Annotated in this window: 11 protein-coding genes; 4 read left to right on the plus strand and 7 right to left on the minus strand. The window is 71.3% G+C overall.

From position 1 onward, the window contains the following. The first annotated feature begins 22 nt into the window (after positions 1-22). Complete coding sequence (locus BJ964_RS09070; RefSeq protein WP_183224422.1) at positions 23-361, plus strand: ArsR/SmtB family transcription factor; 339 nt, start codon at positions 23-25, stop codon at positions 359-361. Here the strand turns inward: BJ964_RS09070 and BJ964_RS09075 are convergent. The 3 genes from BJ964_RS09075 to BJ964_RS09085 all read right to left on the minus strand — a co-directional run bounded on the left by BJ964_RS09075 (position 358) and on the right by BJ964_RS09085 (position 4,086). Further along, complete coding sequence (locus BJ964_RS09075) at positions 358-1,560, minus strand: calcium-binding protein (protein WP_188120263.1); 1,203 nt, start codon at positions 1,558-1,560, stop codon at positions 358-360. The genes BJ964_RS09070 and BJ964_RS09075 overlap by 4 nt on opposite strands. Before the next feature lie 86 nt (positions 1,561-1,646). Beyond that, positions 1,647-3,062, minus strand: a complete 1,416-nt coding sequence (locus BJ964_RS09080) for a calcium-binding protein (RefSeq protein WP_188120264.1) — start codon at positions 3,060-3,062, stop codon at positions 1,647-1,649. A gap of 88 nt (positions 3,063-3,150) precedes the next feature. Beyond that, on the minus strand, positions 3,151-4,086 hold the full coding sequence (locus tag BJ964_RS09085; protein ID WP_188120265.1) for a protein kinase family protein: 936 nt from the start codon (positions 4,084-4,086) through the stop codon (positions 3,151-3,153). Between the two features lie 201 nt (positions 4,087-4,287). Between BJ964_RS09085 and BJ964_RS09090 the strand changes: the two genes are divergently transcribed. Next, a complete protein-coding gene (locus tag BJ964_RS09090; RefSeq protein WP_188120266.1) occupies positions 4,288-4,614 on the plus strand; it encodes a TfoX/Sxy family protein in 327 nt (108 codons plus the stop codon). A gap of 133 nt (positions 4,615-4,747) precedes the next feature. Here BJ964_RS09090 and BJ964_RS09095 read toward each other — a convergent pair whose 3' ends face one another. Genes BJ964_RS09095 through BJ964_RS09105 form a run of 3 tightly spaced genes read right to left on the minus strand, consistent with a single transcriptional unit; the run spans position 4,748 to position 7,814 of the window. Then, a complete protein-coding gene (locus tag BJ964_RS09095) occupies positions 4,748-5,539 on the minus strand; it encodes a sugar phosphate isomerase/epimerase family protein (RefSeq protein WP_188120267.1) in 792 nt (263 codons plus the stop codon). Continuing rightward, positions 5,536-6,675: a dihydrodipicolinate synthase family protein gene (locus BJ964_RS09100; protein WP_188120268.1), complete on the minus strand. Its 1,140-nt coding sequence runs from the start codon at positions 6,673-6,675 to the stop codon at positions 5,536-5,538. Before BJ964_RS09100 ends, BJ964_RS09095 begins: the two co-directional genes overlap by 4 nt. Then, positions 6,672-7,814 (minus strand): Gfo/Idh/MocA family protein, encoded by a 1,143-nt coding sequence (locus BJ964_RS09105; protein ID WP_188120269.1) that lies wholly within the window; start codon positions 7,812-7,814, stop codon positions 6,672-6,674. Before BJ964_RS09105 ends, BJ964_RS09100 begins: the two co-directional genes overlap by 4 nt. A 263-nt stretch (positions 7,815-8,077) precedes the next feature. On the opposite strand from BJ964_RS09105, the gene BJ964_RS09110 reads away from it, so the two are divergent. Then, positions 8,078-9,361: an Lcl domain-containing protein gene (locus BJ964_RS09110; RefSeq protein WP_188120270.1), complete on the plus strand. Its 1,284-nt coding sequence runs from the start codon at positions 8,078-8,080 to the stop codon at positions 9,359-9,361. On the opposite strand, the gene BJ964_RS09115 is transcribed toward BJ964_RS09110, so the two are convergent. Beyond that, complete coding sequence (locus BJ964_RS09115) at positions 9,340-10,452, minus strand: threonine aldolase family protein (RefSeq protein WP_188120271.1); 1,113 nt, start codon at positions 10,450-10,452, stop codon at positions 9,340-9,342. The genes BJ964_RS09110 and BJ964_RS09115 overlap by 22 nt on opposite strands. Before the next feature lie 57 nt (positions 10,453-10,509). Between BJ964_RS09115 and BJ964_RS09120 the strand changes: the two genes are divergently transcribed. Further along, on the plus strand, positions 10,510-13,842 hold the full coding sequence (locus tag BJ964_RS09120; protein ID WP_188120272.1) for a DUF4132 domain-containing protein: 3,333 nt from the start codon (positions 10,510-10,512) through the stop codon (positions 13,840-13,842). Positions 13,843-13,881: the final 39 nt, after the last annotated feature.

Here is a 13,881-nt window from a genome sequence, read left to right on the forward strand (position 1 = left end):
GTCTAGGCGGAGGGGACGCATGGTGTCAGTGCCGCTGTACCAGGCGAAGGCCGAGATGTTCCGGACTCTCGGCCACCCGGTCCGGATCCGGGTGCTGGAACTCCTCCAGGACGGCCCGAAACCGGTCCGCGACCTGCTGGCCGAGATCGACGTGGAGGCGTCGAACCTCTCCCAGCAGCTCGCCGTCCTGCGCCGGGCCGGCATCGTGACATCGTTCCGCGACGGCGCCCTGGTCATGTACATGCTCAGCACCCCGGACGTCGCCGACCTGCTCGCCGCGGGCCGGCGCATCCTGGGCGCGGTCCTCACCGACCGCGACGGCCTCCTGGTGGAGCTCCGCGCCCAGGGCTCGACGAGCTAACGCTCGCAGTTCACCACCACATCCGGCGCCGCGTAGTCGCACTCGTCCCCGGCCGCCGTGGCGTTCTCACCGCCGTCGAGGCGGTCCGCATCGTTTTCGAAGTCGCCGGTGTCCGTACGGAGCAGATCGTCGCCGCCCTCACCGAAGAAGGTGTCGACACCCGCGGTGTCGTGGATGAAGTCGCGTGCGTCGCCGCCGTGGACGACGTCGTCTCCCCACCCTCCCGAGATGTCGTCGTAGCCCCCGCCACCCCGGATCTCGTCGTCGCCGTCGCCACCCCGGATGAGATTGGCCGCGCCGTTGCCGATCAGGACGTCGTTGCCGCTGCCACTCCAGATCCACTCGACGTCATCGCCGACGGTGTCGCCCTCACCCGCCTGGCCGTCGTTGCCCGCCGGCCCACCCAGGTCGACACGGACCGGATCGAGGTAGTTGTAGTAGTCGACCAGGTCGAGCCCGGTGTTGCCGATGAGGACATCGGCCGACACCGCGTGGCTCAGCGGGTCGTCACCGGCCATGCTGTCGTTGCCGGGCCCGCCGTCGATCCGGTCCGGGCCGGCCTCGCCCGAGAGGTAGTCGTGGCCGGTGCCGCCCAGCACCATGTCCGCGCCCGCGCCGGCCTCGACCACGTCCGCGTGGGAGCCGCCGTCGATGAAGTCGTTGCCGGTCTGGCCACGGAGCAGGTCATACCCGGCGCCGCCGGAGATGACGTCGTTGCCGCTGCCGCCGTCGAGCGTGTCGTCGCCGGCCGCGCCGTAGAGCTTGTCGTTGCCGGTTCCGCCGTTCAGCACGTCGGCAGCCGATCCGCCGGTGAGCACGTCGTTGCCGGCCCCGCCGTCGGCGGTCAGCGGGATGGCGGTGCGGTTGGTGACCGTGTCCGCGCCGCCGTAGGTGTAGATCCGCAGCCCGGTGGGGGCCTTCGGGAGCTTGCAGGTGACCTTGGTCTTGTCGCCGCTCACGGCCTTGCAGCCGGTTCCGGGCTTGACCGCTACCGCGTCGTCGATCATCACCGTGCTGCCGGAGCGGGTGATCACCAGGCGGTTGGTCCTGCCGGCGGCGGCCTTGAACTGGACCTTGGTGGTCGCGTAGACGGACGCGACGCCGCTCGTGGCGGCCTGTGCGGGCGTGGCCAGCACACCTGCCGAGATCGTCGCGAGAAGGGTCATGCCGACCCGGGACAGCCAGATATGACGGGACACAGTGGATGCTCCCCTGAGAGCCGGCGGCCGATGCGCCGCGCGGGAACCAAGATCATAAATGGCCGGCCCGGGTCGTCAAGGCCCGGTCAGGGGGTTACGAGGATCTCGCAGCGCTGGAAGCGGTCGAACTCCCACTGCACGCAGCTGTCGCCGGACGGCTCGGTCACGTGCTCGCCGCCGTCGAGCTGGTCCTCCACGCCGTCGTCGCCACCGTCGAGGTAGTCGTCGCCCTCGCCGCCGAGCAGGTAGTCGGCACCGCCGAGGCCGTGGAGGCGGTCGTTGCCAGGGCCGCCATCCAGGTCGTCGGCGCCGGACCCGCCGGTCAGCTCGTCGTCACCGCCGCCGCCGGTAAGGCGCTCGACGTCGGCTTCGATGGTGTCGCCCTCGCCGTCGGCGCCGTCGTCACCGATGACGCCGTCCGCGTCGGCGGTCACGTCCGAGTGCTGGTAGCGGTCGTAGTAGACGATGTCGAGGTCGCCCGCGCCGCCGGAGTAGTAGTCGGCGTCCACAGCCTCCTTCTCACCCTCGCCCGCCAGGGTACCGGCGTCGATGAAGTCGTTGGCGCCGCCGCCGTACAACCGGTCCCGGCCCCAGTCGCCCTGCATCCGGTCCATGCCCTCGCCGCCGTAGAGCACGTCGTCGCCGTAGTCGCCGCGCAGCTCGTCGTCGCCGTCGCCGCCGGACACCAGGTCGTTGCCGCCGTCGCCGAAGACCACGTCGTTGCCGGCCGCGCCGTAGAGCGAGTCGGCGCCCTCGCCGCCACGCAGGTAGTCGCGGGTGTCGCCGCCGTCGATGACGTCGTTGCCGCCCTGACCGAACAGCTGGTCGTAGTCGGCGCCGCCGGAGATGCGGTCGGCCTCGTTGCTGCCGTAGATGGTGTCCTTGCCGGCGTCACCCCAGACCCGGCTGCCACCGGTCCAGACCTCGACGTGGTCGTCGCCGTTGCCGCCGGACACCTGGTTGGCGCCGGTCCACCCGTACAGGCGGTCGTCGCCGTCGCCGCCGGAGATCCGGTCGTCGCCGTCGAGGCCCCAGATGCCGTCGTTGCCGGCGCCGCCGTACAGGGCGTCATGGCCGGCGTCGCCGTACAGGACGTCGGCCGCGGAACCGCCCACGAGGGTGTCGTTGTCGGCGCCGCCGCTCGCGCTGAGCGGGACGTTCGTGCGGTTGGAGACCGCGTCGGCGTAGTCGTACAGGTAGACGCGCAGCAGGGTGGGCGCCTTGGACGTCGTACAGGTGACCCTGGTCTTGTCGTTCTTGACCGGCTTGCATCCGGGGCCGGCCTTGAGCGCCACCCGGTCGTCAATGGTGATCGTGTTGCCCGAGCGGGTCAGCACGACGCTGTTCTGATACTTGGCGGCTGCCTTGAACTGCACCTTCGTCGTCTCCACGACCGAGGCCACGCCGACCGTGGCGGCCTGCGCGGGCGCCGCGAATGCCACGGCGGATGCGGTGGTGAGAACGGTGAAGGTGATGCGAGGCAGCCAGACGGAACGGACCATTGTGGATCCTCCCCCATGGCTCCGGCGGTTACCTACCGCGCGGTAGCAAGATCGTAGGTGTCGTCGATGTTTCGCGCAGCCCCCGTTTTCAGTGGCCGCTCTCGACGATCCCGGTGATCACGGCCGGCGGCATGGTGAGCCGCCACGAGTCGGTCAGCTTCCCGTACAGCAGTACCGCGCCGATCGTCACGGGCAGAGCCGCCACCAGGGTTATCGCTGCGATTCGGCGCTTCCAGACGTACGCCGGAGGGGTTGCCGGAAGGACCACCGGTGACGCCGGGGTGATCTCCCGGCCGGGCGCCGCGGGCAGCGGAATCGTCGCGCCGGAGGCGTGCCACACCTGGCGCAACCGGGCCGCGAAGCCCGCCATGCTGTCGACCGCCGGAACCGGCGTGAGCACCTCGTCGAAGAGCCGCGACAGACCGGGCCAGGCCGAGATGATCCGGTCGGCGCGGTCGATGTCACCGGGCCAGTCGTCGCCGGTCAGCACCCGGAAGAGCAGCGCGCCGAGGGCCGTCACGTCGTCGCGGGGCTCCGGCGCGGTCCGCCCGAGCGGCGCCGTGAAACCGGTGAGCATCGGTTCGCCGGACGCGCCGATCAGGACGACCTCCGGGCGGATCCGGCCGTGCACCATCCGCGGGCGCATCGCATGCGTCCGGGCCAGCGCGTCGGCCAGGACGATCGCGTGGTGCAGGGCCTCGGCCGGCGACGGGGGCCGGTCGCGCAGCACGTCGTCGAGGGTACGGCCGTCGATGAGGTCGAGCGCCAGCCAGGGCCGTCCGGTCGCGGTGATCCCGCCGGAGCGGACCGGGACGATCGCGGTGGTGGCGCCCAGGCCGACCGACGCGGCGACATGCGCGGCGAACGCGGACTCCTCGGCGCGGCCCCGGACGAAACGGTGGAAGAGCTTCAGCGCCACCCGGCGTCCGGCCCGCTCGTCCCAGGCCTGGTAGAGATCAGCCTCGGCGCCGGTGCTCATCCGCTGCAACCGGGTGTAGCCCGCCGGGGTGTCGATCCCCGCCACGTATCGCCCCCCTCTGACCGATCTTGAATAGAAATATCACCCACCGAACCGGCAGCGGCAACGACCGCCCAGCCAGCAAGATCACCCGAACCGCCATGGCGAACCTTTGATGTGAGCCGAGTCACTCCGGTAACGGCGCGCGGCGAGAAGGGCGCGCGGCGGAGAGGCGAGGGCTCGGGCGGGGAGCCGATAGGTTGAGGTATGGCCTTTGATCAGGCGCTTGCGGATCGGATTCAGGACGAGCTCAGGGACCTCGACGGTGCCGGTGATCGCAAGATGTTCGGGGGAATCATCTTCATGGTGCACGGCAACATGGCCGTGGGCGTGATGGGCGACGACCTCATCGTGCGGCTCGGTGAGCAGGCGGCGGAGGTGGCCCTCAGTGAACCGGGCACCCGGGTCTTCGACATCACCCGGCGGCCCATGCGGAACTGGGTCGTCGTCGACGGCGAACGCCTGGACGACGACGCATTGGTGCGCTGGCTGCGGGCCGGCGTGGCGTTCGCGAGTTCGCTGCCACCGAAATGACTCCGGACGGGGAGCGGCGGGCGGCCTGACGACGGCGCACGAGGTTGAGCCGGTCCGCGAGCGTCGTTGACCGCGGACCGGTGGTTCAGTGAGCGCGGGCGGCGTGCTGATGAAGCTGCCCGGGGGTGGAGCGTCAGATGCTCTGGTAGCCGGCGATGGTCGCGGCCAGGATGTCGGGGCCGGGGCGCTGCCACAGCTCCTCGTTCATGACCTCCACCTCGATCGGGCCGGTGTAGCCCGCCTTGGCCACGGCGTCGTGGAAGGCGCGCATGTCGACGCAACCGTCGCCGGGCAGGCCGCGGCCGGTCAGGACGCCCGCGGGCAGCGGGGTGATCCAGTCGGCGAGCTGGTAGATGGCGATCCGGTCGCCGGCCGCCTCGATCTTCGGCAGTACGGTGTCGTCCCACCACAGGTGGTACGTGTCGACGGTGACGCCGACCTGGCCGGCCGGGTGCTGTTCGGCGATCGACATGGCCTGGTCCCAGGTGTTGATGACGCAGCGGTCGGCCGCGTACATCGGGTGCAGCGGCTCGATCGCCAGGGTGACTCCGGCGGCGGCCGCGTGCGGCGCCAGCTGGGCGATCGCGTCGGCGACGTGTGCGCGGGCGCCGGCGATGTCCTTGGAGCCCTCGGGAAGACCCCCGGAGACCAGGACGAGAACCGGTGTTTCCAAGGTGGAAGCCTCGTCGATGGCCCGGCGGTTGTCGTCGTACCAGCCGTCGAGCTGGAAGAAGCCGCTACGGCAGAGGGTCGTGACGGTCAGCCCCGCGTCGCGGACCAGGGCGGCGGAGCGCTCGAGACCGTGTTCGGCGACCGGTTCACGCCACAGCGCGACCTTGTCGACGCCCGCGTCCACACAGCCCTTGACCAGGTCGGTCAGCGCCCAGTGTTTCGCGGTGATCTGGTTGAAGGAGAATCGGTTCATCCCACTGTCACCTCGAAGAACCTGTTGGCCCGGCGTGCGGCCAGGTCCGGGTCGGGGAGCAGGCCGGCGGCGTCGGCGAGCTCGATCAGTTTGGCGAAGTGCGGCACCGAGCGGCCGGACTGGAGGCCGCCGACCATGGTGAAGTGGTCCTGGTGGCCGGCCAGCCAGGCGAGGAACACGATGCCGGTCTTGTAGTAGAAGGTCGGCTTCTCGAAGATGTGCCGGGACAGCGGCACGGTGGGGGCGAAGATCCGGTCGTACTCCTCCAGGTCGCCCCGGTCCAGGGCGGCGAAGGCCGCCGTGGCCGCCGGTGCGATGGCCGCGAAGATGCCGAGGAGCGCGTCCGAGTAGCCCTGCTCGTCACCGCGGATCAGCTGCGGGTAGTTGAAGTCGTCGCCGGTGTAGAGACGCACCCCGGAGGGCAGGCGGCGGCGCAGCCCGATCTCGTGGTCGGCGTCCAGGAGTGAGATCTTGATGCCGTCGACCTTCGCCGGGTTGCTGTTGATCAGCTCCAGCACGGTCTCGGTGGCCTTGTCCACGTCGGACGAGCCCCAGTAGCCCTCGAGCGCCGGGTCGAACGCCGTGCCCAGCCAGTGCAGGACCACCGGCTTGTCCGACTTGTTCAATAGTTCACGATAAATAGTGAGGTAATCATCGGCGTCCCGCGCGGTGGCGGCCATGTGACGGCTGCACATCAGCACCGGTACGGCGCCGGCGGTGAGGACGTCGGCGAGCTGCTCCTCGTACGCCGAAAGCACTTGATCCAGAGACGCCGGACCCGGCGCCAGCTGATCGGTCGCGACCCCCGCGACGATCTTGCCGCCGACCGAGGCCGCCTCCGCGGCACTGCGCCGGATCAGCTCCCTGGTCGCGGTGTAGTCGAGGCCCATGCCGCGCTGTGCGGTGTCCATGGCTTCGGCGACGCCGAGGCCATGCGACCAGAGATGGTGGCGGAACGCCAGGGTCCGCTCCCAGTCCAGGACCGCGGGGGCGCCGGGCGCGTTCTCCGCGCGCGGGTCCGCGACGACGTGGGCGGCCGCGTACGCGATCCGGCTGCCCGGCGCACCGGCCGGCTTCTGCCAGGTCTTCGTGGAGAGCGTCAGCCGCCGCCCGTCGGGAAGGTCGACGATGCTCACAGCGTGATCCGCCGTCCCTCACGGGCGGACTGGAGGCCGGCCTCGGCCAGCGCGACACCGCGGGCGCCGGAGGTGAAGTCCCAGTGGAACGTCTCGCCCGCGACGACGTGCCGCAGGAACGCCTCCCACTGCACCTTGAAGCCGTTGTCGAACTCCTCGTTGTCCGGCACCTCGGTCCACTCGTCGCGGAACGACTTCCCGGTCAGCGGCAGGTCCGGGTTCCACACCGGCTTCGGCGTGGTGGCCCGGTGCTGGATCTTGCAGCCGCGCAGGCCGGCGACGGCGCTGCCGTGGGTGCCGTCGACCTGGAACTCGACCAGCTCGTCCCGGTTGACCCGGACCGTCCACGAGGAGTTGAGCTGGGCGACGATGCCGCCCTCCAGCTCGAAGATCGCGTACGCCGCGTCGTCGGCGTCGGCCGCGTACTCCTCGCCGCGCTCGTCGACCCGCTTGGTGATGTGGGTCGCGGTGGTGCACTGGACCGCCCGGACGTTCCCGAACAGCTCCTCGAGGACGTAGTTCCAGTGCGGGAACATGTCCATCACGATGCCGCCGCCGTCGGCGAGCCGGTAGTTCCAGGACGGCCGCTGGGCCACCTGCCAGTCGCCCTCGAAGACCCAGTAGCCGAACTCGCCGCGCACCGACAGGATCTGGCCGAAGAAGCCGCCGTCGATCAGGCGCTTGAGCTTGCGCAGGCCGGGCAGGAACAGCTTGTCCTGCACGACGCCGTTCTTGATGCTCGCGGCGGCGGCCAGCTCGGCCAGCTCCAGCGACGCCGCGGAGCTCTCGGCCAGCGGCTTCTCGGTGTAGACGTGCTTGCCGGCGGCGATGGCCTGCCGGATCGCCTTCTCCCGCTGGGCGGTCACCTGGGCGTCGAAGTAGATCTCCACGTCCGGGCGGGCCAGGGCCGCGTCCAGGTCGGTGGTCCACTCGGTGAGGCCGTGCCGGGCGGCGATGGCGGCCAGTTTGTCGGGGTCGCGGCCGACCAGGATCGGCTCGGGCCAGATGTGCCCGCCACCGGCCAGCGGTACGCCACCCTGCTCGCGGATGGCGAGAAGCGAACGAACCAGGTGTTGCCGGTAGCCCATCCGCCCGGTGACCCCGTTGACGATGATGCCGATCGATCTGCGCGCTGCCATGTGGAACCCTCCGCCGGTGATGAGGAAAGCGCTTTCCTGCTGCTGGCAGCGTAGGCGGCGGAAGCCGTTCCGACAAGTCCGAATTGATCACCCGGAATGGTGGCAGGGACCCCTACCGGGCGGTTGCCGCACGAGAAACGGCAGGTGGATGACGGTTCGGCGAATTTCACTCGACGGGATTCACATGCTTTGACACCACACGTGGGGATACCTAATCTCGGCGCGGCATCACTCCGAACCCCCAAACCCGAGGGCGAAGCCGCATGAGTACGAGTGACGACTCCGGCAGCGCCGAGGAGCTACGGCAGGTCGAACGGGCGGTCCGCTGGCTCGACGAGGCGGACCGTGACGTCTTCGCGCTCTGGTGGGAGGAGGCGCGGGGACGGATCGGCCGCGGGCAGGTGGCGGACCGGCTGGAGACCAGCCGGGCGGACGCCGACGTGCGGATTCAGCGGATGCGTACGTCGCTGGAGTGGTGCCGGGTGCTCGTCGCCGCGCTGGAGGCGTCGCCGCAGTGCCGAGGGCTCGCGGTGCCGGTCAGCGCCTGGGACGGGACGCCGGATCTACAGTGGCGGGAGCGGTTCGGGGGGCATATCCGAGAATGCCGGACATGTCGGGGACGACTGCGGGGCGAGAAGTCGATCGAGCGGCTCCTCGCCGGCGCCGTCACGGAGCCCGCGGAGCCCACGGAACCCGTGAAGCCCACGAAGCCCGCGGAACCCGCGAAGCCCGCGGAACCCGACGAGACCCCGGCGCCCGCGGCGCGGAAACCGCGGCGGGGGCGGCGGACACTCGTCGCCGGGTTGGCGGCGATCGTGCTGGTGGGGGCGGGCGCCGCGGCGTACACCCTGCTCCCGAAACGGCCCGGACCGATCGCGGAGGCCGCCGATGTGGCAGCCGGCGCGAGCACCGCGCCGTCCGCGTCCACCGAGTCGACCTCGCTCCCGGTGATCGACGCGCCGGGCTCCTACACGTTCGCGGCGGCGAAGGCGTACTGCGCCACTCTCGGCCGGACCTTGCCGACCCGGATCGAATCGCTGTCGATCGCCGCCCCGGGCCCGTTCTTCTGGACGTCGACCCCGTACGCGACGACCGGGACGGCACGGAAGGCCTGGGCGGTCAGCGGATCGATCAGCCGGGGCGCGGCCCAGTCGGCCCGGCACCACGCCCGCTGCACCCGACCAGCGACACCCACGGTGACCGACCTCCGGATCGCGGCCGGGCAGGTCACCGACCCGGTGACCGGTCTGACCTGGCAGCGGGGCTTCGCACCGGCGGCCATGGCCGCTTCGGCGGCAACGAGCTACTGCGCGAAACTCACGCTGGGTGGCCGGTCCTGGCGCCTTCCGACGGTACGCGAGCTGGCCACCACGGTCGACGAGACCCGGACGGTTCCGGCTGTCGACACCACGACCTTCCCCGGTACGCCGAGGAGCGGCTGGTTCTGGGCCGCCCCCGAATCAGGTAAACGCTGGATGCTGACCTATCTGGACGGTTCCACCGATTCCGGCCGGGCGAGGACCGGTCACGTGCGCTGCGTCTCCTGATTCAAAAGATCAAGCAGGCGTACGCCGATCGCGCCGACATCCGCAGCCGTCCACTCCAGAGCGGGCCCGGCCGCCGTGACCTCGGTCATCGCGTAACCGGGCACGTCCGCGTCCGACCAGCCGCCGGCGAACCAGACGCCCTCCTTCTCGGCCATCGCCAGCACCGCCTCGTTGAGGACCGCCGCCGGGTAGGGCAGCCAGAACCGGAACTGGTGGGTGTGCGGCGGCTCCGGGAACACGCGGGCCCCGGGCAGCGCGGCCAGTGCCCCGGCGATCACCCGGGCGTGTGCCACGTACTCGGGGATCCGGGGCAGCTCACGGTCCAGGCCGGCGAGCGCGGACAGGGCGACCGGCCACTGCTGGAAGAGGTGGCCGCCGTAGCGGTGCCGCCAGGTGCGGGCGTACTCGGTCAGGTCGGCGGTCCCGGCCAGGACGGCGCCGCTGATCCCGCCGAGCGTCTTGTAGAACGACACGTAGACGCTGTCCGCCAGGGCCGCGATCTCCCGGATCGACCGGCCCAGGTAGGGGGCCGACTCCCAGATCCGGGCGCCGTCGAAGTGCACCCGGGCGCCGATGCCGCGGGCCGCCTTCGCCGCCTCCACCAGCTCCGGCCAGGTGGGCAGCACGAAGCCGGCGTCGCGCAGCGGCAGCTCGATGACGACCGTACTGACCGGCTCGGCCAGGCTGATGATCTCGGCGGCGGTCGGGTTTCGCGGCGCGCCGGTCGAGTGGATCCCGCGCAGGCCGGTGAGCTCGGCGTACGCGTGCCGCTCGTGCACCTCCTGGTGGCCGAGCGGATGCAGGGCGGCGGCCAGGACGCCGATCCGTTCGGCGCCGTAGCGCAGCGCCACCTGCTGGGCCATCGTCCCGGTCGGGAAGAGCACGGCGTCCTGCGTGCCGAGCAGCGCGGCCACCCGCTTCTCCAGCACGGTCACCGGGCCGCCGCCGTAGAAGTCGGGCAGGCCGTCCAGGTCGGCGGCGGTCTCCAGGGCGGCGACATGCTCGCGCATGGTCAGCGGTCTGACCCCGGAGAGGATGCGGTCGCAGGCCCGCATGGCGGTCTGGCGCCGCTGGATCAAGGAGTCCGGCATCAGCGGATGATCGCATGCCGCGCGTTTTTGTCGGACCCGGTCGCTACTGTTCGCGCCATGCGGAGCACCTTCGTCTTCCCGTCAGGTTGGTATCGATACCGGTCCGCGCGCCGGGGCAGCGCCGGAGTGGCCGCCTTCGTGCCATCCGCGAAGGCGCGTGCCGCGGTGGACGCCGACACCGCCCACCATCAGGTTCGGCTCCGGCAGTGGCTCGGCGCGCCGACGACGCCGGAGCCGATCCGGGCCGACGCCCTCGCGTGGCTGGCCGGTTCGCCGGAGGCCAGCCCGCTCGGTGCCGCGGCGGTCCCGGCGATCGCCCAGATCAACCGGTGGGACAGCACCGACTGGGCGCATCTCTACGCCGACGTGTGGATCAGCGAGCGTGGGCTGCGTTTCGCCGCCGAGGCCGCGGTCGGCCTGCTGGGCCTGACGGTCAAGGACGCCTTCGTCCCCCGTGGCGCCGCGAACGGCGACAAGACGGGCGTGTGCCCGAAGGCGCCCGGCGACGTGAACCGGACCGGGGTGGCGGACCCGTCGATGCTGATCCTGCTGCGGGTCCGGCAGGCGCTGGCGGCCACCTCCGAAAAGGAGTACGGCGAGGTGAAAGCCGCTCTCGAGCCGTTCCGGCAGGGGCATGTCTATGAGCGGGCGGCGGTCTCCGTCCTCTTCCCCGAGGAGCGCGCCTGGCTCGAGGAGGATGTGGCCGCGGCGGCCGGCGCCCACGACGAATACCTGGCGTCCCTGCTCTTCACCGCGGTGGGCACCCCGGCGGACGTGGCGGCGCTGCTGCCGGTGGCGAGCGACTACACCATGTCGAGCTCGCTGCACATGCTGTCCACACTGGTGGAGGGCGTCGGCCCGGCCGCCGTCCCGGCCCTGTTCCACTGGTTCGACACCGGCTACCACGACGCCGAGACACTTCGGCGGCTCCTGTCGGTGCTCACCGTGCTCCCCGGCGACGAGGTGGCCCGCGGGCTGATCGAGCGCATCGACCGGAAATACGTCTCCCCGGCCCTGCTGGAGCACGCCGACCGTTACCCGGAGCCCGCCCTGCGCCTGCTCGCCGAGGCCGCCGGCAAACGCGAGATCGCCGAGCTGCTCCGCGCCCACCTGCTGAAACACCGGGATCTGGCCGCCGGGGTCACCGCCGGACTGAGCCCCGAGGCGGCCGGCCGGGTCGAGCGGATCCTCGCCGAGGAGGCGGTCGCCGCCCCGCCCGCGCCGCTGTCCGCGGTGCCGCCGGTGCTCGCCGACCCGCCGTGGAAACGCGCCACCAAACCCGTCAAGCCGGTCGTCATCACCGGCCTGACCTGCGATGACCCGACCTCCCTCGACTGGCCGGAGGGGGAACGGGAGCGATGGTCCAAGACCAGGATCCATCGGTACGGCGGAGATCGCGAGTGGGAGAGCTACGCGAGCCAGATCAACACCGCGCGCCTGGGCGCGCGTGAGGCGGCCGTGCTGTTCCTCGACGCGCCGGAGGAGACCGCCCGGCGAGCGATGGCCGACTGGGATCCGAGCAACACCTGGTCCGCCGGGACATACATGCGGCCGGTGGTCGCCCGCCACGGGATCGACGCACTTCCCCTGCTGCTGAGGCTGGCCCGGCTGACGCCGAGCGAGATGGCGTCGATGATGCCGCCGTTCGCCGCGCCGGAGATCGCCGTTCTGGCGGCGAACTGGCTGGCCCGGCTCAAGAGCGTCCGGCCGGATGCGCTGGCGTGGCTGCTGCGGCACCCGTCCACGGCCGCCCGCGCACTCGTCCCGCCAGCCCTCGGCAAGCCCGGCAAGGCCCGGCAGAATGCGGAGAACGCGCTGGTCACCCTGCACACCAACGGTCACTCCGAGGCGGTCCGCGCAGCCGCACGGGGGTACGGTCCGGAGGCCGCGGACGCGATCGAGACCCTGCTCGATTCCGATCCGCTCACCCTCGTCCCCACCAAGGTCCCACCGGCTCCGGCCTGGGCCGATCCCAGCCTGCTCAAGCCGGTGCTGCTGCGCGACGGCTCCGGGGCGCTTCCCGCCGAGCCGGTGACGAACCTGGTCACCGTGCTGGCGATGTCCCGGCTCGGTGAGCCGTACCCGGCTCTGGACCGGATCGTCGAGACGTGCGATCCGGCGAGCCTGGCCACGTTCGCCTGGAGCCTCTTCGAGCGGTGGCAGGCGTCCGGAGGCGTCTCGAAGGAGAACTGGGCACTCGACGCGCTCGGCCTGCTCGGTGACGACGAGACGGTCCGGCGGCTCACCCCGCTGATCCTGGCCTGGCCCGGCGAGGGCGGGCACACCAAGGCGGTCACCGGGTTGCGGGTGCTCGCCACCATCGGCAGCGACGTGGCCCTCATGCACCTGCACCACATCGCCCAGCGCGCCAGGTTCACCGGGCTCAAGACCGCCGCCCGGCAGAAGATGGACGAGGTGGCGGCCGATCTGGGGCTGACCGCCGAGCAACTGGCCGACCGGCTCGTCCCCGACCTGGGTCTGGAGACGGACGGCAGCCTGCGCCTCGACTACGGTCCCCGGCAGTTCGTGGTGGGCTTCGACGAGCAATTGCGGCCGTTCGTGACGGACGCCGACGGCAAGCGGCTCAAGGCTCTGCCCAAGCCCGGGGTGCGCGACGACGCGGAGCTGGCGCCGGCGGCGTACCAACGGTTCTCCGCGCTGAAGAAGGACGTCCGGACGATCGCGGCCGACCAGGTCCGCCGGCTGGAACGAGCCATGGTCACGAACCGGCGGTGGAGCGGGGCCGACTTCCGGCGACTCTTCGCCGAGCACCCGCTCGTCTGGCACATCGTGCGCCGCCTGGTCTGGGTCACGTTCGACGCCGACGGTGTGCCGGCCGGATCGTTCCGGGTCGCCGAAGACCGCTCGTTCACCACGGTGGACGACGAGGAGACCACGCTGGCCGACGACGCCGTGGTCGGGCTGGCGCACCCGCTGCACCTCGGCGACGATGTGGCGGCCTGGGGCGAGGTGTTCGCCGACTACGAGATCCTGCAACCGTTCCCGCAGCTCGGACGGCCGGTCTACGCCCTCGGTGAGGGCGAGCGCACGGGCGCACGGCTGGCCCGGTTCGAGGGCGTCAAGGTGCCGACCACCAGGGTGCTCGGGCTGGAGCGGCGCGGCTGGCGCCGGGAGGCGCCACAGGACGCGGGCATTCAGGGCCACATCGAGTTCGTCATCGCCCCCGGCCTGGAGATGGTCGTCGAACTGGAACCGGGCATCGCGATCGGGGCCCTCGACCTCCTTCCGGACCAGCAGTTGGAGCGGGTTTACCTGCACAACGGCACCGGCAACCGGTGGCGCTCGGAGGGCCACCTCACCCTCGATCGGCTCGATCCGGTGACCGTCTCCGAACTTCTCCACGACCTGGGGGAGCTGACCAAGCCATAGGGCCCCTTTTCATCACGCGCCCGGCCGCGCGGCCGGGCG

The sequence above is a fragment of the Actinoplanes lobatus genome (genome assembly GCF_014205215.1).
Classification (GTDB): domain Bacteria; phylum Actinomycetota; class Actinomycetes; order Mycobacteriales; family Micromonosporaceae; genus Actinoplanes; species Actinoplanes lobatus.

Excerpts from the sequence above, each read along its gene's own strand:
- BJ964_RS09080 (WP_188120264.1), bottom strand. The coding sequence starts at position 3,062 with ATGGTCCGTTCCGTCTGGCTGCCTCGCATCACCTTCACCGTTCTCACC.
- BJ964_RS09090 (WP_188120266.1), top strand. The coding sequence starts at position 4,288 with ATGGCCTTTGATCAGGCGCTTGCGGATCGGATTCAGGACGAGCTCAGG.
- BJ964_RS09095 (WP_188120267.1), bottom strand. The coding sequence starts at position 5,539 with ATGAACCGATTCTCCTTCAACCAGATCACCGCGAAACACTGGGCGCTG.
- BJ964_RS09105 (WP_188120269.1), bottom strand. The coding sequence starts at position 7,814 with ATGGCAGCGCGCAGATCGATCGGCATCATCGTCAACGGGGTCACCGGG.
- BJ964_RS09110 (WP_188120270.1), top strand. The coding sequence starts at position 8,078 with ATGAGTACGAGTGACGACTCCGGCAGCGCCGAGGAGCTACGGCAGGTC.
- BJ964_RS09115 (WP_188120271.1), bottom strand. The coding sequence starts at position 10,452 with ATGCCGGACTCCTTGATCCAGCGGCGCCAGACCGCCATGCGGGCCTGC.
- BJ964_RS09120 (WP_188120272.1), top strand. The coding sequence starts at position 10,510 with ATGCGGAGCACCTTCGTCTTCCCGTCAGGTTGGTATCGATACCGGTCC.